Annotated in this window: 17 protein-coding genes, 1 pseudogene and 1 riboswitch; of the genes and pseudogenes, 14 read left to right on the forward strand and 4 right to left on the reverse strand. The window is 31.8% G+C overall.

The genetic code is table 11. The features are described 5' to 3' along the window. The first annotated feature begins 235 nt into the window (after window positions 1–235). The 3 genes from ACU8YW_RS13020 (at window position 236) to ACU8YW_RS13030 (ending at window position 2,367) form a co-directional block, all read left to right on the forward strand. Window positions 236–1,519 (forward strand): MFS transporter, encoded by a 1,284-nt coding sequence (locus ACU8YW_RS13020; RefSeq protein ID WP_098133338.1) that lies wholly within the window; start codon window positions 236–238, stop codon window positions 1,517–1,519. Further along, a complete protein-coding gene (locus ACU8YW_RS13025; protein WP_088063589.1) occupies window positions 1,509–2,138 on the forward strand; it encodes a Vat family streptogramin A O-acetyltransferase in 630 nt (209 codons plus the stop codon). The genes ACU8YW_RS13020 and ACU8YW_RS13025 overlap by 11 nt, the downstream gene beginning before the upstream one ends. Window positions 2,139–2,211: 73 nt before the next feature. Next, window positions 2,212–2,367 carry a DUF1540 domain-containing protein gene (locus ACU8YW_RS13030; protein WP_000046089.1) on the forward strand — a complete coding sequence of 52 codons (156 nt, stop codon included), beginning with the start codon at window positions 2,212–2,214 and terminating at the stop codon, window positions 2,365–2,367. Window positions 2,368–2,469: 102 nt separating this feature from the next. Here the strand turns inward: ACU8YW_RS13030 and ACU8YW_RS13035 are convergent, their stop codons facing one another. Then, on the reverse strand, window positions 2,470–2,967 hold the full coding sequence (locus tag ACU8YW_RS13035; protein ID WP_088063590.1) for a PadR family transcriptional regulator: 498 nt from the start codon (window positions 2,965–2,967) through the stop codon (window positions 2,470–2,472). Between the two features lie 140 nt (window positions 2,968–3,107). Between ACU8YW_RS13035 and ACU8YW_RS13040 the strand changes: the two genes are divergently transcribed. The 6 genes and pseudogenes from ACU8YW_RS13040 to ACU8YW_RS13065 all read left to right on the forward strand — a co-directional run bounded on the left by ACU8YW_RS13040 (window position 3,108) and on the right by ACU8YW_RS13065 (window position 12,246). Further along, window positions 3,108–4,322: a cytochrome P450 gene (locus ACU8YW_RS13040; RefSeq protein WP_088063591.1), complete on the forward strand. Its 1,215-nt coding sequence runs from the start codon at window positions 3,108–3,110 to the stop codon at window positions 4,320–4,322. 204 nt (window positions 4,323–4,526) lie between these two features. Then, window positions 4,527–5,105: a cysteine dioxygenase family protein gene (locus ACU8YW_RS13045; protein WP_426934305.1), complete on the forward strand. Its 579-nt coding sequence runs from the start codon at window positions 4,527–4,529 to the stop codon at window positions 5,103–5,105. A 177-nt stretch (window positions 5,106–5,282) separates the two neighbouring features. Continuing rightward, a complete protein-coding gene (locus ACU8YW_RS13050; protein WP_098856997.1) occupies window positions 5,283–6,134 on the forward strand; it encodes a Cof-type HAD-IIB family hydrolase in 852 nt (283 codons plus the stop codon). A gap of 460 nt (window positions 6,135–6,594) precedes the next feature. Next, window positions 6,595–8,382 (forward strand): PAS domain-containing sensor histidine kinase, encoded by a 1,788-nt coding sequence (locus ACU8YW_RS13055; RefSeq protein ID WP_098133340.1) that lies wholly within the window; start codon window positions 6,595–6,597, stop codon window positions 8,380–8,382. 222 nt (window positions 8,383–8,604) lie between these two features. After that, window positions 8,605–10,731: a peptidoglycan D,D-transpeptidase FtsI family protein gene (locus ACU8YW_RS13060; RefSeq protein ID WP_088063594.1), complete on the forward strand. Its 2,127-nt coding sequence runs from the start codon at window positions 8,605–8,607 to the stop codon at window positions 10,729–10,731. A gap of 336 nt (window positions 10,732–11,067) precedes the next feature. Further along, window positions 11,068–12,246 (forward strand): annotated as a pseudogene (locus ACU8YW_RS13065) (macrolide family glycosyltransferase). Between the two features lie 49 nt (window positions 12,247–12,295). Here the strand turns inward: ACU8YW_RS13065 and ACU8YW_RS13070 are convergent. After that, entirely contained in the window at window positions 12,296–12,976 is a 681-nt protein-coding gene (locus tag ACU8YW_RS13070; RefSeq protein ID WP_426934304.1) for an aspartate/glutamate racemase family protein, read from the reverse strand. 153 nt (window positions 12,977–13,129) lie between these two features. After that, window positions 13,130–13,245, forward strand: a riboswitch (SAM riboswitch). A gap of 138 nt (window positions 13,246–13,383) precedes the next feature. On the opposite strand from ACU8YW_RS13070, the gene ACU8YW_RS13075 reads away from it, so the two are divergent. From ACU8YW_RS13075 to ACU8YW_RS13090, 4 genes are all read left to right on the forward strand, one after another. Beyond that, window positions 13,384–13,932, forward strand: coding sequence for an ECF-type riboflavin transporter substrate-binding protein (locus ACU8YW_RS13075; RefSeq protein WP_001038206.1), 549 nt, complete (start codon window positions 13,384–13,386; stop codon window positions 13,930–13,932). 10 nt (window positions 13,933–13,942) lie between these two features. After that, complete coding sequence (locus ACU8YW_RS13080) at window positions 13,943–15,643, forward strand: ABC transporter ATP-binding protein (protein WP_426934303.1); 1,701 nt, start codon at window positions 13,943–13,945, stop codon at window positions 15,641–15,643. Next, window positions 15,636–16,436, forward strand: coding sequence for an energy-coupling factor transporter transmembrane component T family protein (locus ACU8YW_RS13085; protein WP_426934302.1), 801 nt, complete (start codon window positions 15,636–15,638; stop codon window positions 16,434–16,436). The genes ACU8YW_RS13080 and ACU8YW_RS13085 overlap by 8 nt, the downstream gene beginning before the upstream one ends. Before the next feature lie 135 nt (window positions 16,437–16,571). Continuing rightward, window positions 16,572–16,679: a YjcZ family sporulation protein gene (locus tag ACU8YW_RS13090; RefSeq protein WP_000120182.1), complete on the forward strand. Its 108-nt coding sequence runs from the start codon at window positions 16,572–16,574 to the stop codon at window positions 16,677–16,679. Window positions 16,680–16,771: 92 nt separating this feature from the next. Here the strand turns inward: ACU8YW_RS13090 and ACU8YW_RS13095 are convergent, their stop codons facing one another. Then, window positions 16,772–18,040 (reverse strand): sensor histidine kinase, encoded by a 1,269-nt coding sequence (locus ACU8YW_RS13095; protein ID WP_088063599.1) that lies wholly within the window; start codon window positions 18,038–18,040, stop codon window positions 16,772–16,774. 85 nt (window positions 18,041–18,125) lie between these two features. Next, complete coding sequence (locus tag ACU8YW_RS13100; protein ID WP_088063600.1) at window positions 18,126–19,007, reverse strand: protein kinase; 882 nt, start codon at window positions 19,005–19,007, stop codon at window positions 18,126–18,128. 127 nt (window positions 19,008–19,134) lie between these two features. Here ACU8YW_RS13100 and ACU8YW_RS13105 point away from each other — a divergent pair, with 127 nt between their 5' ends. Then, window positions 19,135–19,647, forward strand: coding sequence for a GrpB family protein (locus ACU8YW_RS13105; protein ID WP_426934301.1), 513 nt, complete (start codon window positions 19,135–19,137; stop codon window positions 19,645–19,647). Window positions 19,648–19,694 lie beyond the last annotated feature (47 nt).

Below are 19,694 nucleotides of genomic sequence, written 5' to 3' on the forward strand. Positions count from 1 at the left end.
ATGCTTTACATAGAGTATGTATGTGTTATTTAAATTCGAAACGGAAGGGTGAACACATCCCAATGATCAACTAATTCTATTTGTAAGAGATCTTCGTTAAAAAACGAAATATTCTTCTGAATAGGGTTAGTCTGTACATTTATAGAAAAGGGATGTATTTCGCTCTGCGAATATATAGTCTTTTTATATGATTTGTGCTGCCTCCTGTTCAGAACACGAAATAGGAGGCCTTTTTATGTCGACAAATGTAGTAACGAAACAAAATAATGGGGTATCACAAGTATTGAAAAATAGATTTGTACAGGGAATTTTAGCTTCAGCATTATTTTTACAAATTGGAATATGGGTTCGAAACTTTGCCGTATTACTGTATGTAATGGAAATGACGAAAGGTGATGCTTTTGCTATTTCAATGATTTCAGTTGCTGAATTTGCGCCCATTTTTATTTTCTCATTCATTGGTGGAACTTTTGCTGATAGGTGGAAGCCGAAGAGGACAATGATATGGTGTGAGACGTTAAGTTCTATTTCAGTATTCGCTGTATTAATTACACTAATGTTTGGAACGTGGAAAATCGTGTTTTTTGTCACGCTTATTTCTGCAATCCTTTCGCAGTTTTCTCAACCATCAGGGATGAAATTGTTTAAACAGCATTTATCAACGGAACAAATTCAATTAGCGATGTCTATATATCAAACAATATTTGCGATTTTTATGGTGTTAGGACCGATTCTTGGAACATTTATCTTTCATAGTTTTGGAATTTATATTTCAATTATCATAACAGGTATCGCTTTTTTACTGGCAGCTGCTGTGTTGTTATTTCTTCCGAAAGATCTTGAGAATGATAATGAGAAGAAAGAAATCACGCTACTACAGGAGATGCTGGATGGTATTAAATATGTGAAAAAGAAAAAAGCATTAACTTTGCTTGGGCTTTGTTTTATGGCAGCAGGACTAGGTATAGGATTGATTCAGCCATTAGGTATATTTATTGTGACTGAGCAGTTAGGGTTATCAAAAGAGAGTTTGCAATGGTTACTAACAGTAAATGGCGCGGGTATGATTGTTGGCGGAGCTTTAGCGATGGTATTTGCGAAAAACGTAGCTCCGCAAAAGATGTTAATTGTAGGGATGCTCGGTCAGGCGATCGGCATTGGTATTATAGGTTATTCAACGAATTTATGGGTGACACTTACAGCACAACTTTTTAGTGGGTTAGCTCTTCCATGTATCCAAATAGGTATTAATACGCTCATTATTCAAAATAGCGATACTGATTTTATCGGTCGTGTAAATGGCATTTTAAGTCCACTATTTACCGGTTCAATGGTAGTAACAATGAGTGTAGCCGGTTCATTAAAAGAGGTGTTCTCATTAAGTACGATGTATGAGGGAACAGCTTTACTATTTATAATTGGATTATTATTTATTTTACCTATATACAATTTAAAGCCAGTAATAGCGGTAGAAAGTGAAATAAATGGTAAGGGAAGTGCTGTACAACATGAATCCTAATCCAAATGTTAAATATCCTATTGAAGGAAATCAAAATGTCCATTTTATAAAAAATACAATAACGAAAGCTAATATACTTGTTGGTGACTATTCTTATTATGATGCGAAAGATGGAGAAACATTTGAAGATCGAGTATTACATCATTATGAATTTCTTGGAGATCATCTTACTATTGGAAAGTTTTGTTGTATTGCAAATGGAGTTACCTTTATTATGAACGGAGCGAATCATCGGATGGATGGATTTTCGGCATATCCATTTAATATATTTGGAAATGGGTGGGAGAAGTATACACCTAATTTGTCTGATTTACCTTACAAAGGGGATACAGTTATAGGAAATGATGTATGGATTGGTATGGATGCAACGATTATGCCTGGAATAAAAATAGGAGATGGTGCAATCATTGCAGCTAAATCTGTTGTGACTAGAGACGTCGCACCATATACAATTGTTGGCGGAAACCCTGCAAATAAAATAAAGGAACGATTTACAAATACAATAGTAGAAGAGTTATTGCAAATTCAATGGTGGCATTTTGACATTGAAAAAATAACAGAAAATATAGATGCTATTGTACAAGGAAATATTGAACCATTAAGAAAGCTAAAAAGGTAATAAAAAATGCATGACAAAGAGTATCATACCTCCGAATTTTGTTAATGATAATAGAACAAGGAGGTGTGATACTATGGCACAAGACGTTTTATGTGAAGTAAACAACTGTAAATTTTGGGCTAACGGCAATAAATGTAGTGCAGATGCAATTTATGTAGTAAGTCATAAAGGGAAACATGCATCAACTACGGAAGAAACAGATTGCAAAACTTTCGATCCAGAAGTATAAATTTTTTGAAGGGTAGCCAAATCGTGGTTGCCCTTTTATTAATTATAGTATTGATAATAAATCTCATTTTCATTCATTATTTTTAACTTTTCTTGTTAATTTTTATATTTTCTTCATAAGTGATGTAATCCAGAGTAATTCGTGTTCTATACGTGATTTACTAAATTCAATAACTTCTGTAATAAAAGATGAGCTAACATCTAAAGATTGAATAGCAGTAAGCTGTTTATGTAGTACGTCTTGGCGTATTGTTAAAATTTCTTTTCTACCTTCGTAATCAAGTTTTTCAAATAGAGCGATACGTACAAGGAACTCAGCGTTATTTGTCGCAATTTTTTCAGGAAACTCTCTTAACATCTCTGAAAAAATTTCTTCACCTGTTTCAGTTATATCGTACATATTTCGGTTTGGCTTTCCGACTTGTTTATGTATTTTTTTCGTTATAGCACCCATATTTTCGAAGCGCCGAAGAGCGGGATAAAGTGTGTTATGATTTAATTCGAAATTCTCACCTAACCGGTTTTGAACATTTTTCTTTATTTCATATCCATGTTTTGGTCCAGTTGTTAATTCTGCTAATAGTAAAATGTCAACGTACATAAAAATCCCCCTTATATATTTCTCAAGTTCTCCAATAAAAAATCTCCTTTAGTATATGTTAAAATAACATATGTTAGATTATACAACTTTGAACTACCGACCTATCACTTTTATTGTAAAAGAAAAGGGAGGAAAGAACTATGGCTTCGCCGGAAAATGTGATTTTAGTTCATGAAATTTCAAAGCTGAAAACAAAAGAAGAATTGTGGAATCCGTATGAGTGGTATCAATTTATGAGGGATAATCACCCTGTACATTACGATGAAGAGCAAGATGTATGGAATGTTTTTTTATACGATGATGTAAATCGAGTTTTATCGGATTATCGCTTATTTTCAAGTAGAAGGGAGCGAAGACAATTCGCAATCCCTCCTTTAGAAACTAGGATAAATATAAACTCTACGGATCCACCAGAACATCGCAATGTACGTTCTATCGTTTCTAAAGCATTTACTCCAAGAAGTTTAGAACAATGGAAACCCCGAATACAGGCAATCGCAAATGAACTTATAGAACATATCGAAAAATATAGTGAGGTTAATATTGTTGAAGAGTTTGCTGCACCTTTACCTGTTACCGTCATATCCGATTTATTAGGAGTGCCAACAACGGACCGTAAAAAAATTAAAGCATGGTCTGATATTTTATTTATGCCGTATAGTAAAGAAAAGTTTAGTGATCTGGATGCGGAAAAGGGTATAGCACTAAATGAATTTAAAGCATATCTTCTACCGATTGTTCAGGGAAAGAGGTACCATTTAACCGATGATATTATTTCGGATTTAATACGAGCTGAATATGAAGGCGAAAGATTAACAGATGAAGAAATTGTTACTTTTTCTTTAGGTTTATTAGCGGCAGGCAATGAAACAACTACTAATTTAATTATTAATAGCTTTTATTGCTTTTTAGTGGATTCACCTGGAACATATAAAGAATTAAGAGAAGAACCTAAATTAATTTCAAAGGCAATTGAGGAAGTATTGCGCTATCGCTTTCCCGTTACATTAGCTAGGAGGATTACAGAGGATACAAATATATTTGGGCCTTTTATGAAAAAGGATCAAATGATTGTTGCGTGGGTAAGTGCAGCAAATTTAGATGAGAAAAAGTTTTCGCAAGCCTCTAAATTTAATATACACCGAATAGGAAATGAAAAGCATTTAACATTTGGTAAAGGTGCACACTTTTGCTTAGGAGCACCACTTGCACGTTTAGAAGCTGAGATTGCATTAAGAACTTTCATAAATGCTTTTGAAAAAATAGAGTTATCTCCATTGTTCAATTTAGAAAAATGTCTATTGGAAAATGAACAAACGTTAAATTACTTACCTATTCTTTTGAATAATAGGTAAATCGATCAGCAAGGTACAAATTTACTGTACCTTGTTTTTTTATCCCGCGTTAACGGACAGTAAACGTCCGATTGTTTCAACTAATAATCAGTGGGAGATGAACAAAACCCCCACTGATTAAAGTTTCACTTTATTTCTCAATTGTAAAATTTTAGTTAGTTATTTAGTATGGAGGTGTGTGAAAAAGAATGGAGGAGGACGCTTATGTTAACGTGTAATGGAAGTAAAACGTTTCAAACATTTATTAAAGCTGTAACGGATTTAATGGATAGTAATTTATTAGAAGATCAAATTGTTTGTGCGATTGAAAAATTACTAGAAGAACTTTTAGAAAAGAAAACATGGCTTCCGTTAGAAAAACAGAAGGCGAATTCGGCTCAATACGCACGACATTTGTTATATGAAGATCCTTTTAATCGTTTTGAAGTATTAGCTCTTGTATGGAAAGATGGACAATCTACACCTTTACATGATCATGATGGTACATGGGGAGTAGAAGGCGTTTTTACAGGGAGGATAATGGTGCAAAACTTTATACAAACGAAGCAGTTTGAAAATTCACTTGTTTATTTAACACATACAGGAAATCTTTATTTGGGAGAAGGAGAAACAGATAAAGTCATTCCACCAGCTGATTGTCATATTCTTGAAATAGCTAAATATGAAAGCGTTGTCACTATTCATATTTACGGAAAACGTTTAGAAAAGTTTAAAGTATATGTCCCAACTGAAGAAAAGAATGTGTACATGTGTGAGACGAAATATATTAGTTATAGTTCATAGTATAAAATCAAAAACTTTTCTTTAAAAAGAAAAGTTTTTGATTTTATTATTAATTATTTCTTGACCTGAAACGCTTTTCATAAATTATAAATAAGGAGTACTTCACGAGATCAGTATGAAAACGATACCTTTTGTTTATAATGAACTCGTGTATTTATAGAAAGTGGTGAAGAAATAATGAAATTAATCGCAATTGATTTAGATGGAACTCTTCTTTCAGGGAATAAAATGATTAGTAAAGAGAATGCAGAAGCAATTCAAAAATGTCAGGAAGCGGGTCATGTTGTAGCAATTTGTACAGGACGTTCTATCGTCGACATTGAAAGATTGTTGTTAGAAGTTAATTTAGAGTGTCCAATTATTGCGGAAAATGGTGCGCTTATATATAAAGATAAAAAAATGATGAAGAGATATCCAATTCAAAATATGCAAGCACTTGAGATTGTAGAATATCTTGAAGAGAATGGCTTATATTATCAGCTTTATACTAATAAAGGTGTGTATGTACCGGATTATGGAGTAGAGAGTGTACGTAATGAAATTGAGTATGTGAAGAATTCAAAAGAAAATTTCGACTTGAAAGAATTAGAAACGATCGCAGCTTTATACCTTGAGCATACAGCGTTTCATAGTGCAGAAAGTTGTAAACCGATTGTAGAAACTGATATACATGTGCATAAGCTTTTACCATTTTCTTATGACATAGAAAAATTAAAAAAGTTAAAAGCAGCGTTTCTGCATAATACTGATTTAGCAATTACATCTTCATATTGGCATAATTTAGAAATTAATCATCGAGATGCTCAAAAAGGAAATGGATTATATACTTTAGCAGAACATCTAAATATTCCAGTTGAAAATACTGTAGCGATAGGTGATGGGCTAAACGATGTATCCATGATGGAAAAAGCAAACATATCAATTGCAATGGGGAACGGAGTCGAAGAAATAAAAGCAATGTGTAAATACGAAACTTTATCAAATGAAGAACACGGTGTTGCACATGCTTTATATAAATATGTAATGTAATATAAAAAGAAAAAAAGAATCCAAATGGATTCTTTTTTTCTTTTTATTAGGGGTAAGGTATTCTATGATATTCATAGAAGCCTTATTACTTTTTATTATATAGAATATATTGGAATAAATGTTTATATTTTTCATATTAATTGTGAAAATTTTATGAACTTTATATTTTTTGTGTTTTTATACTACTAAAATCGATGTGTATGACTCTGATATTAAAATCCGGTTTCTGCATGAGTACCCGTTTTAGGTTGGTCGTACATTCAGAATTAATATGTGATGAACAAAATACGTACTGATTAAGGATTCATTTTATACGCAAATTCTTCTCTATTTTAATTGAAAAATAAAATTTATTCGAATAATTATTCTGCAGCTATATACCTAAAGGCACATTCTACGTATAATGGAGAAGTATAAATTTTGAATTTGTATTAATTTTACATATTGAGGTGAAAAAGGAATGAATGCGCGGCTAATGGAACTTATTGATGTGAGTACAATAGAAACCATGGCAGAACAGTTTTATAAATTAACCAACATATCACATCAACTTCTTGATGCTGAAAAAGAATGTATATTTTCTTTTGGAATAAATGAGATGAAAATATGTAAACTTCCCAAAATTGAAATCCCCATTTTTTTATACAATCAACATTTAGGATCTTTTGTAGTATGGTCAAACAAAAGTGACATTTTCAATTGTCAAAAATACTTTGAAATGCTTTCAAATCTAATTATAGATGGAGCAACAAAGGTATTTCAAAGTAAAAATACAACGTTGCTTTCTCGAAAAGAGGAGGAACTGCATACGATTTTACAAAACATGCCTGTTATGGTTGATGCGCTTGATTATAATGGAGATTTTGTTTTGTGGAATCGGGAGTGTGAAATTGTAACAGGTTATACAGCTGAAGAAATAATAGGAAATCCAAATGCCCTACAATTATTGTACCCAGATCATAATTATCGTCACCAAATACAAACGAAATTTTTAACTTGTGGAAAAAATTTCAGGGATTGGGAAATGCACTTAACATGTAAAAATGGTGAAATCAAAACAATCATGTGGTCCAATATATCAGAACAGTTTCCTGTAACAGGATATAGCTACTGGGCTGTCGGAGTAGATATTACACATTTAAAAGCGATAGAAGACCAGTTAAAACAACAAACGTCTGAATTGGAATTAATTTTTAAGGCTTTACCAGATTTATGTTTCTTAACAGAAGATGATGGCACAATTATAGATTATAAAGCAGGATCCCCTTCGAAATTTTACGTACCGGCACAAGCTTTTATGGGAAAAAAGTTTTTCGAAGTATTACCATCTCCAGTAGCACAGCAGTTTCAGGAAGCAATTCATCAAGTGAAGGAAAAAGGGACGAATGTAATTGTTGAATATCCACTTACAATTAATGGGAGTGTCGATTTCTTTGAAGCTAGATGCTTACCATTATTACATGATAAAATTATGATCATTGTACGCGATATTACAGAACGGAAAAAGACAGAAGAATTGCTAAATAAATCAGATACACTTGCAGCAATTGGTCAATTAGCAGCTGGTGTGGCTCATGAAGTGAGGAACCCATTAACTGTCATTAAAGGGTTTATACAGTTATTTCAAATTAATAAAGAAGATCAAGAAAAATATTTTGATTTAATGCTTTCTGAAATTGAAAGAATAGAAGCGATTCTTCAAGAGTTTTTATCAATTGCTAAAACAGATGAGATAAATACAGAACAAAGAAATATTTATCAAATTTATAATAATGTCGTATCGTTAATGAATACAAAAGCAATTATGACGAATATTCAAGTGGAACTATATGCAGACAACAAAGACATAAGCATTGAATGCTCAGAAAATCAATTGAAACAAGTGTTTATTAATATTTTGCAAAATTCAATCGAAGCTATGCCAGATGGCGGGAAAATTACAATTCATATTAAAGAGATAAACGATGAAGGTGTCATTATTCATGTAATTGATGAAGGAATAGGGATACCTGAAGATAGAATTAAGAGATTAGGTGAGCCTTTTTATAGTACGAAAGAAAAAGGTACCGGTATCGGATTAATGTTAAGTTATAAAATCATTGAAAGTCATCAAGGAAATATAAGTATTATGAGTGAAGTTGGAGTCGGGACAACAGTAACGATTTACTTGCCGAAAGCTCAGAGCGAAAAATCTCTATCAAATTATGATGATAGATTCGAATCAATACGTCCAATTATTAACTCTTAAATTACTAAATCCCCAATAACCAAAAGCTTAACTTTTGGTTATTGGGGATTTTTATATTTAATTTAGTAAACTTTACCTTTTCTTAACCTTTGTTTTAATTTCTATTAAGTTTTTATCAGTATATTAATATTTGTGCAAAGTACTGTATAGAAAATGTGCATTACTTTTAATATATAGATTCAATTATTAGCAGGAATTCGGTAAGGAGGAGATTATGACAAGGTGAAAAAGCATGAGAAAAAAAGTGGTAGAGCAATACCGACGCGGTTAAATATTTTATTTCTTTGTGTATTTTTATTATTTTCTGCAATGATTATACAGTTAGGTAAAGTGCAAATTTTCGATGGAGAGACTTATAAAAATGAAGTAGAAAAGAGAGAAAATGCAACTGTGAGCCTATCTGTCCCACGCGGAAAAATATTTGATAGAGAAGGCAATCCAGTAGTTGATAATAAATCTTTACGTACAATTACATATACAAAGATGAAAGGTGTAAAATCAGAAGATATATTAAAAACTGCAAGACAACTTGCAGACATAATTGAAATGCCGCAAGAAGATATAGCTAAGTTAACTGAGACAGATAAGAAAGATTTTTGGATGCAATTAAATCCGAAACTGGCTGAAAATCTAGTATCGAAAAAAGAAATAGATACATTTAGAGAAAAGGATATTAGCGGCAAGAAGCTAGATAAAAAAATAGAAGAGTTAAAAAGAAAACGGGTTACAGATAAAAATCTTCAGGAATTAACAGAGAAAGATATAAAAGTGTTAGCTATTAAAAGTAAGATGACTTCTGGTTATCAAATGGCTCCTCAAATTATTAAAAAAGATGTTAGTGAAAAGGAATTTACTATAATTAGTGAAGGTTTAGCGAATCTCCCAGGTGTAGACGTATCGGTTGATTGGGAGAGAGTGTATGTAAATGATGGATTATTCCGATCTGTTCTTGGAAATGTTTCTAATTCCGATGAAGGATTACCAAGTGAACGATTAGATTACTACTTGGTACGTGATTATAGCCGAAATGATAGGGTTGGAAAAAGTTATATTGAGCAGCAATACGAAGATGTACTTCATGGTACAAAAAAAGAAGTAAGAAGCGTTGCAGATAAACAAGGTAATACAATTAGAACGGAAATCGTTTCTGAGGGAAAGAGCGGTAAGAATTTAACTTTAACAATAGATATGGAATTACAGAAGAAAGTAGAAGAAAGTATTGAAAAAATATTAAAGACATATAAAGGGTCAGAATCCATGTTGGACCGTGCTTTCGTTGTGATGATGAATCCGAAAAACGGACAAGTATTATCCATGGCCGGGAAAAGACTTGTAGAAAAAGACGGAAAAACAGAAGTTGAAGACTATGCATTAGGCACAATGACTAGTTCTTATGAGCTTGGATCAACAGTGAAAGGTGCGACAGTTTTAACTGGATTTGAAACGAAAGCTATAACACCAGGTACTTATTTTTATGATGCACCTATGAAGTTTAAAGGAACAAAGGAAAAAAAGTCTTGGAAAGAGTTTGGAAATATTGATGATTTAAGAGCGTTACAAGTCTCTTCAAACGTTTATATGTTTCATACAGCATTAAAAATTGCAGGTGTAGATTATGTGAAAAATAGTTCATTAAATATTAAACAGGAGTACTTTGATAAAATGAGGTATTATTTCAGGCAATTTGGATTAGGTGTTCCAACGGGTATTGATTTACCAAATGAAACAGCTGGACAAATTGGTAAAAAAGATAATCAACCTGGTTTCTTACTAGACTACTCAATTGGCCAGTATGACACCTATACGCCACTTCAACTTGTACAGTATATTTCAACAATCGCAAACGGTGGATATCGAATGAAGCCACAAATTGTTCAAGAGGTAAGAGAGCAAACGTCGCAAAAAGATGAAATTGGTAAAGTGGTACATGCAGTAGAACCAATCGTTTTAAATAAGATAGATATGAAAGAGGAATATATAAATCAAGTAAAAGAAGGATTTAGAAAGGTATTCCAAGAAGGTGATGGAACAGGAGTAAGGGCGTTCCAAAAAGCATCTTATAAGCCAGCAGGTAAAACAGGGACAGCACAGACAGTATACGGTGGAGAACGTGATATTGGAAGAAATGAAAAAGGTGAGCGAAGAGAATGTTATAATTTAACGTTAGCAGGATATGCGCCGTATGATAATCCTGAAGTAGCATTCTCTGTAGTTGTGCCGTGGGTTATTAATGATAAATCTGGTATTAACTCTGATATTGGAAAAGAAGTTTTAGATGCTTATTTTGAACTGAAAAATAAGAGATTGACTGGAGAAACTATAAAAATAGATAGCTCTCAAGAAGGTTAAAACATATGAAATAGTACAGAAACTAGAGTCGACTTATTTAGAAATAGGTTCAAAATGGGTGATAGGGAGGTAAAATCATTCTATCAATTATTCACATTTTATAAAATAAATCATATATTGATAGCATAGGACAAGCTGAAAAGCTTATTCTAACCTCACAGAACACTCCTTATCACGGTTTGGCATCTACTTATGTAGATGCCTTTTTTAATTTAATCACTAACAATTATTTATCAACCTAAAGTAGCAAGCATATTAGGACTATTAGGTGAAGATTGACGGTAATAATTACAGTATGCTTAATAAGCGAATTGAAATGTAAGGAGTGAGAAATAAGTGCTAAATATTTTAGTGGTTAATTTTCCAGCAGAGGGACATGTAAATCCTACATTAAGTTTAGTCAAAGCCTATACTGAATGAGGTGATCACGTACATTATATTACGACAGAACAATTTAAAGGCAGAATTGAAGATTTGGGAGCTACTGTATATACACATCCAGATTTATTAAAGGAGATTTCTATTGATTCTGAAACTCCAGATGGGCTGAATTCTTTCTTTCGTGTACATGTTCAAACTTCTTTATATATATTAGAAATTACGAAACAATTATGTGAAAACATACATTTTGATTTCGTAATTTATGATATATTTGGCGCTGGAGAGTTAGTAAAGGAGTATTTACAAATTCCAGGCATAGTTTCTTCTCCTATATTTTTAATTCCTCCAAATTTTTTGGAAACATTACCTTTTCATCCAAATGCAGAAATACCATTCCAACCTGATAAAATTTCTGAACAGTTACTATATCAAATGGAACATGAATTTGGAGTAACACCTAAAAATAATCTTCAATTTATGCATAACAAGGGAGATATTACTCTTGTGTACACAAGTCGCTATTTTCAACCTAATAGCGATTTATTTGGAAGAAATAACATTTTTATTGGACCGAGTATTTCAAAGCGTAAAACAAATGTACAGTTTCCATTTGAATTACTTAAAGATAAGAAAGTTATTTATATTTCAATGGGGACACTGCTTGAAGGACTCGAACCATTCTTTAATACTTGCATTGATACTTTCTCGGATTTTGATGGAATAGTTGTAATGGCAATTGGTGATAGAAATGATTGTTCGAAAATTAAGAAAGCGCCAGACAATTTTATAATTGCTTCATACGTACCCCAATCAGAAATATTAAGTGAAGCAGATGTTTTCATTACACATGGTGGTATGAATAGCGTACACGATGCCATTTATTTTAATGTCCCATTTGTTATAATTCCACACGATAAAGACCAGCCAATGATAGCGCAAAGATTAACTGAACTTGAAGCAGCACATCGGTTATTGAAAGAGAATGTTAATGTGCAAACTTTAAATGAAGCGGTAACAGACGTTCTTTCAAATGAAAAGTATAAACATGGTATACGAAAACTGAATGATAGTTTTTTAGAATGTGGTGGTACTAAAGAAGCAATTGCAGTGATTACATCTCTTTTAAATAAATAGTTTAGACAAGATAAAAGCATAGAGGCACTACCTTTATGCTTTTATATTATTATACTGCAAACTGCACAGCAGTATTTGCATGTAAAAAAGCGGTATCAAAAACAGGTACAGTAAGGTCGTTTTGGGAAATGAGCAATGGTATTTCAGTGCAGCCTAGCAATATACCTTCTGCGCCATTTTGAATTAATGAGTTTGTAATTTGTAATAGCTTTTCTTTTGATGTTTCTGAAATAATTCCTTTACTTAATTCATTTAAAATAACATGATGAATAAAATTTCTTTCCTCTTTATTTGGAATAATTGTCTCAATGTTATAGTTCGCTAGACGTGATTTATAGAAGTCTTGTTCCATCGTTTGTTTCGTACCTAATAGTCCGATCCGTTTTATATTCTGCTCTACCATTTTTTTAGCACTTACATCACCAATGTGAAGAAGTGGAATAGATATTGCCTGTTCTACTTCTTCAGCAAATAAATGGACCGTATTGGAACACATTAATAAACATTCAGCCCCGGACTTTTCAACCTTTTTTGCAACTGTGACTAATTCGTTTTTCACTTCTTCGTATTGATGATTTTGTAATAAAGTAGTTACTTCACCAAAGTCCATGCTATATAAAACAAGCTTCGCATTTTGATCGTATTGAGAGAGTGTAAGTTTATTAATATGTTTATAGTATAACGATGTAGATTCCCAACTTAGTCCACCAATTAAACCGATTACTTTCATCGTACATTCCTCCCGTAACTATTTTGAATTCATTATTTCATAATTCCGATAAGAATACAATGATTTAAATGTGCTGTTAAACGAAAAATAAAAATAATTAGAAAAGTGTTGAAATTTATGCTTATTAGTGCCATAATACGAATTACAAATTAATACTTATCCAGAGAGGTGGAGGGAACGGCCCTATGAAACCTCAGCAACCCCTATATAAATTTATAGGAAGGTGCTAATTCCGCAGAGGACACGATGTGTTTTTTGGAAGATAAGAGGATTCTTGAACGTGAAGAAAATGACCTCTTATGTAAGGGGTCATTTTTTGTTGTATAGAAAGGGAGTGTCGATGCATAATTCATTTTCAAAATAAATATAGAGTAATAAAAGTTGACTAATACGGGAGGGGAATTGTAATGAACAAATTATCAACAAAGTTAGTAGTAGCAATCGGAATTGGAGCAGCATTATACGGGATATTAGGACTTTGGGGATTTTCTATTGCACCCAATACATTTATTAAACCTGCATTAGCTATTTTAACCGTTTTTGGAGCGTTATTTGGTCCAGTGGCAGGACTTTTAATAGGACTTATCGGTCATACCGTAACAGATACAATCGCTGGATGGGGTATTTGGTGGGGGTGGGTTATTAGTTCAGGCATTATCGGCTTTGCAATGGGACTCATTCAAAAAAGAGTTAGCTTTAGTGTGAAAAACGGGACGTATAATAAGCGGGATATTTCTTATTTAGCCATTACTGGGTTAATTGGTATTGTCATTGCTATTATATTTGCTGGGGCATTCGATGTTATTGTGATGGGAGAACCATTTGACAAAATTGTTATACAAGTATTAGGAGCAACAATTGCTGATGTTATTGTATTTTTAGTTCTTGGATTGCCAATTACAATAGGTTTAGCTAAATCTAATAAGAAACATACACATTTAAAAATTGAAAAGTAGGGATGTTAACATGCAACCAATCATTTCTTTTGAACAATTCAGCTTTCAATATGAACATGCTGCGCAACCTACTGTAAAAGACATTACATTTCATATATACCCTGGAGAAAAAGTACTAATTGCTGGACGTAGTGGTTCAGGAAAATCAACATTAGCTCATTGTATTAATGGGCTAATCCCATTTTCTTATGAAGGGAGTAGTACTGGAACTATTTCTATTGCGGGAAAAGATCCGAGGAAAGGGAGTATTTTTGAACAGAGTAAACAGGTAGGAACAATTTTGCAAGATCAAGATGCACAATTTATTTGTCTTACAGTAGAAGAAGATGTAGCTTTTTATTTAGAAAATGAATGTGTAAATCAAGATGATATGAAAAAGATTGTTTCAGAATCATTAAAAAAGGTAAAGATGCATACTTTTCATAAACAAAGTCCGCATGAATTATCAGGAGGGCAAAAACAAACTGTTTCTTTAGCCGGTCTGTTAACGACAAATGCTAATATTTTATTGTTTGATGAACCGTTAGCGAATTTAGATCCAGTAAGTAGCTTACATACGATAGAACTTATTAAAGATATACATAAACAATATAATAAAACAATTGTACTTATTGAACATCGAATAGAAGAAATGTTCAATCTGGATTTAGATAAAATTATTTTAATGGATGAAGGGGAAATCGTTGAGATAGGAACACCAGAAGAGATTTTGGCCTCAAATATATTACCATCTATTGGCTTAAGGGAACCTATGTACATTGAAGGATTAAAGAGATTACAGTTTGATAGTAATAATGAGGTAATATACCCACTTGAAAATCTTCAAAGAGAAAGTGTTCGTAGCGCAATAAATGAGTGGATGGAGAAGCAAGTTTTTTGTAAAAATACTCCTAAAAACAAAGAAATATTGAAAGTAGAAAATTTGTCGTTCTCCTATTCTAATAAACAAAAAGTATTAGACAATGTAAATTTCTCCATTAAAGAAGGGGAAATTGTTGCACTTTTGGGTCATAATGGTGCTGGAAAATCTACATTAGCTCATAGTCTTATAGGCATAAACAAAACAAAAAATGATAGGATTGTATTTGATGAAGTAAATATCAATTCTTGGTCTATTCGTAAACGTGGTGAAGTCATATCTTATGTAATGCAAAATCCAAATCATATGATTACACAACCTACTGTTATAGAAGAAGTTTCATTTTCATTAAAATTAAAAAAGGTTTCAAAGGAAGAAATTAAGCATAGAGCGGAGGAAACGTTAAAAATTTGTGGCTTGTATCCATTTCGAAATTGGCCAATCCAGGCATTAAGTTACGGACAAAAAAAGAGAGTAACGATTGCATCTGTACTAACAACCAATCCGAAACTTATTATTTTAGATGAACCGACAGCGGGACAAGATCATTATCATTATAAACAGTTTATGACGTTTATAAGAAAACTAGCTGCAAAGGGAATATCTTTTATTTTTATTACACACGATATGAATCTCACATTAGAATATGCAGACAGAGCGATAGTTCTACATGAAGGAGAAATTATTGCGAATAATACTGCATCTACTGTATTAGGGAATTCAGAAACTTTACATAGAGCGCACTTAGGGGAGAGTTCTTTATTCAAACTCGTTAAATTAAGTGGTATTGCAAAACCTGAAAGATTTATAGAACTTTATTTTGATGTTATGAGGAGGGAGGAAGGTGTATAATACATATTTTCATCGTATGGATGGAGCAGTGAAATTGTTGTTATTTATTTTTTGCATGACGCTTACTTTTTTATTTTTTGATTTTCGCGTATTGCTATTTGTATTTATGATTGGATGTATCGGACTTCTAGTTGCTAAAATTCCATTTCGTAAAATTTTTATTGTTTTTACTGTTATATTTACATTTAGTTTATTAAATTCTGTCATGATTTTATTTATTACACCAACTCATGGATCTGAATTAACCGAATCATATACTTCGTTTTTACATATCAGATATGCAACAATTACATATGAAACATTATTTTATGCAGCTACACTTTCATTAAAATATTTTACGTTATTACCATTTACACTTATTTATATATACACGACTGATCCAAGCAAATTTGTGAGTAGCTTAAGTAAATTTCGAATTCATTATAAGATTACATATGCAATAAATATTGCATTACGTTATATACCTGATATTCAGTCCGAATATAAAGTTATTAAACATGCACAAGAGGCGAGAGGAGTAGCTTTTGAAAAAGGAGAAGCAAGTTTATGGATTCGTATGAAAAACCGTGTCTTAATTTTTTGGCCTTTAATTATTCATTCACTAGATAGAATCGATACAGTTTCAAATGCAATGGATTTAAGAGGATTTGGAAAGAAGAATACACGAACTTGGTTTTATACAAATAAAGCGAAAAGCGGGGATTTCATTGCTTTATTTGTAGGTATTTTTATTTTAATTGTTGCAGTGTATTTAAAGTTACATGTATTTCAAAACTTTTGGTATCCATTTTAAAACACTCTCAAATGAGTGCTTTTACTTATTTTTATGTGGACATGCTCAAAAAAGGGATATTTACATAATGTATAATACGAACCAGTTAAAATGATCAACTACCTATTAGTTTTCAAACCAAAAGGAGGAGAAAATATGAGTTACGGTGGTTCTTGTGGTTTTGGTGGAGGTTTCGCGTTATTAGTTGTGTTATTTATTTTATTAATTATCGTTGGATGCAGCTGCTGGGGCGGAGGGTACTAATTTCTAATTAGTCTCCACAAATGTAAACTTAAAAAACATAGAAGATACTTATGTATCGAAACAAATAAAAAAGGAGCAATTATGCTCCTTTTTTATTTGTTTTCAGATGAGTTCATATTACATTTTGGCAATGTAATTGTCAAAGTTGTACCTTTATTAATAACGCTTCGGATTTTCAAACTACCTTGCATCGTTTCAATGATTTTAACAGCAACCATTGTACCTAAACCTGTACCTTTTGTTTTTGTACTAAAATATGGTTCACCAAATCGATTTACTTGCTCTTGTGACATACCAATTCCGCTATCCTCAATTCGAATAATAACTTTATTATTACTAATAGATGAGGAGATATGTAAAGTACCACCATTAGGCATTGCTTCAATCCCATTTTTTATTAAGTTTAAAAAACATTGTTGAAAGTGCTGTTTATTGCCTACAATTGTTGCTGTGGAAAAATCTTTTGTAATATGTATTGTATTCATATTGCATAATGGTAAGATCATATTAATAACTCGGTTCAACTCTTGTTCTACTGAAATATGATCTGATTTTTCTGAAGCAGGTTTGGCAAACGTTAAATAATCATCAATAATTCCTTGTGCACGATGTAACTCTTCAAGTATATGTTCAATATACTCATCTCTTGATTCTGGAGTTAAATTAGGTGTTTTTAAAAGTTGAGTAAATCCTTTTACGACAGTTAAGGGGTTTCTTACTTCGTGCGATATACTAGCAGCAAGTTGGCTAACAATCTCCATTTTTTCCATTTTAATCATCTTCGATCGCATACATACTGCATCTTTTAAAACTTCATTAAAATAAATGCCAAACAACATCAAAATGGTTGGTAATATTATAAAATAAATAATGTACAAATTATTCACTTCAAAATCTGATAAAGTTAATACAATTACAGTTGTAAATATTGCTAGAAAAAATGTTAAAAACATTCCATAAGCTACTTTAATTTTTCTATTATACTTATTAAATTTTGCGGATGCGAATGCTGTAACGATAAACATTGTTCCATAAACTAGTATTGTTAACATACTAAATCCATAAAATGAAAATCTTGTAATTAATAAAATAGCAAACAAAATGATACCAACAGGGAAGCCACCATAAAGTGTGCCTATTATAACTGGTATTTGTCTTAAATCATGAATACAATTTTCATCCATATAGATTGGATAGCGCATACATAAAATAAGAGGGATACTCGTACAAAGGATAATAAGTAATTTTTTATATTTCTTTAAATAGCGTCCGCTATCATATATAAAATAAAAAATAAATATACTACTTAAAATGTAAAGAAGATTATTTAATACGTTTTGATTAATATAAACAAAGTTCATAATATTTTCCTCGTTATTTTGAATTTCCATTTTATATGTATTATACATGATTATAGTAGAAACTTTATGTTTTTAATAATATAGGTTATATCTTTTCAGCATTTGCCACGTTTATCCACTCTTCATAAAATACTTTAACTGATTCATATCGTTCAGCTCGGCTTTCATTTACAGCACGATACGCTATTTCATATAAATTCCTACTTGCTTCCCATTTTGTAAAGGAACGATCTTTTCCATCTCCTAAAATTTCGAAAGCCATCGCCCCCATATTAAATACATTTGTTCTTGCATCAATCATAGCGTTTAGCTCAAATTCTTCAGGAGACATAAAACGCGAGGAGCCCCATAATCTTCCCATTTTATTCACATATGGTTTTTTAGAATATAAATCAATATCACAAATCTTCGTCTCATTTGTATGAAAATTATATAAAATACTACCGTCATAAAAATCTAATGCTACATAGTTTTTCTTTTCGACATATGTATGGAAAGAAAAGATGGAATGTAATGATTGAATTCGTTCCATAACTGATAAATGTTTAAATTTATAAAATGGAGAGCTTGGATTAGTATATTTTTCAGGAGGCGGAAAACTCCAATGCGAATGGAGACATTCACCATCAAACCAATCGAAAATTAATACATATCCAGAGTGAACTGGAAAGTGTTCAATTAGTTTTATAAGCGAGTCATGCTTTAATTCCTCATATAGGAAAACCGATTTTTTTAACCTTTCAATAGCGTCTTTCACAGTTCCTTCATATGCAAGTGTTTGTGCCCCTGCATATTTAATAAATTTCTTACGCCCATCTTTTTCTACACCAAAAGATAGATTGCCTGAATCTTGCTGGTCAAAAACCGCAAATACGTTTCCTAATTTCAATAGCCAATCAAAATTATGATGTTCTTTTAACTGGAATGTAACTTGATTCAATTGAATTTCAACTGGAATATCTTTCATATTATACCTCGCATTTATTATAATAAAGTTGTATATTTCAGTATTCGACATATTTTGTGAAAATCCTATGTTAATCACATGAAATTTTATAAATATAATAATAAAAGATTATAAGAGGGTGGATAAAATGGAACAACAAATCGTTATTAAGCCATATGAAAAAGAATGGCATAAAGAGTATGTAATAGAAAAAGAGAAATTTATTTCTTTATTCGGAGGAGATTGTATTGCTATTGAACACATAGGGAGCACATCTGTACAAGGATTAGGAGCGAAACCTCTAATTGATATGATGATTGGTGTAACTGATTTGAAAATTACGGAAAAGTGGATTGAAGCGTTATTAAAAATTGGATATGAGTATGTTCCAAAAGCAACACCCAATCGACGTTTTTTTAGAAAGGGAAAATGGAGAGCTGGTACCCATCATTTGCATGTTTATATTTATAATAGTGAGGAGTGGAAGAATAACATTTTATTTCGTGATTTTCTTATAGAACATAAATGGGCACAGAAAGAATATAGAGAATTAAAAGAGGAACTTGCAACTACATATCCTTTTGATCGTGTTTCATATACAAAGGAAAAGGCACCGTTTATTCAAAAAATAATACAGGAAGCTAAAAAGATCGCTAAATAAAATTAAGTGATCTTCAAATTCTCATTTTATTTTAATCTTTCTCTCAT

The sequence above is a fragment of the Bacillus pretiosus genome, assembly GCF_052947655.1.

Coding starts and splice junctions, on each gene's coding strand:
- ACU8YW_RS13020 (WP_098133338.1), top strand. CDS start 236: ATGTCGACAAATGTAGTAACGAAACAAAATAATGGGGTATCACAAGTA.
- ACU8YW_RS13025 (WP_088063589.1), top strand. CDS start 1,509: ATGAATCCTAATCCAAATGTTAAATATCCTATTGAAGGAAATCAAAAT.
- ACU8YW_RS13030 (WP_000046089.1), top strand. CDS start 2,212: ATGGCACAAGACGTTTTATGTGAAGTAAACAACTGTAAATTTTGGGCT.
- ACU8YW_RS13035 (WP_088063590.1), bottom strand. CDS start 2,967: ATGTACGTTGACATTTTACTATTAGCAGAATTAACAACTGGACCAAAA.
- ACU8YW_RS13040 (WP_088063591.1), top strand. CDS start 3,108: ATGGCTTCGCCGGAAAATGTGATTTTAGTTCATGAAATTTCAAAGCTG.
- ACU8YW_RS13045 (WP_426934305.1), top strand. CDS start 4,527: ATGTTAACGTGTAATGGAAGTAAAACGTTTCAAACATTTATTAAAGCT.
- ACU8YW_RS13050 (WP_098856997.1), top strand. CDS start 5,283: ATGAAATTAATCGCAATTGATTTAGATGGAACTCTTCTTTCAGGGAAT.
- ACU8YW_RS13055 (WP_098133340.1), top strand. CDS start 6,595: ATGAATGCGCGGCTAATGGAACTTATTGATGTGAGTACAATAGAAACC.
- ACU8YW_RS13070 (WP_426934304.1), bottom strand. CDS start 12,976: ATGAAAGTAATCGGTTTAATTGGTGGACTAAGTTGGGAATCTACATCG.
- ACU8YW_RS13075 (WP_001038206.1), top strand. CDS start 13,384: ATGAACAAATTATCAACAAAGTTAGTAGTAGCAATCGGAATTGGAGCA.
- ACU8YW_RS13080 (WP_426934303.1), top strand. CDS start 13,943: ATGCAACCAATCATTTCTTTTGAACAATTCAGCTTTCAATATGAACAT.
- ACU8YW_RS13090 (WP_000120182.1), top strand. CDS start 16,572: ATGAGTTACGGTGGTTCTTGTGGTTTTGGTGGAGGTTTCGCGTTATTA.
- ACU8YW_RS13095 (WP_088063599.1), bottom strand. CDS start 18,040: ATGAACTTTGTTTATATTAATCAAAACGTATTAAATAATCTTCTTTAC.
- ACU8YW_RS13100 (WP_088063600.1), bottom strand. CDS start 19,007: ATGAAAGATATTCCAGTTGAAATTCAATTGAATCAAGTTACATTCCAG.
- ACU8YW_RS13105 (WP_426934301.1), top strand. CDS start 19,135: ATGGAACAACAAATCGTTATTAAGCCATATGAAAAAGAATGGCATAAA.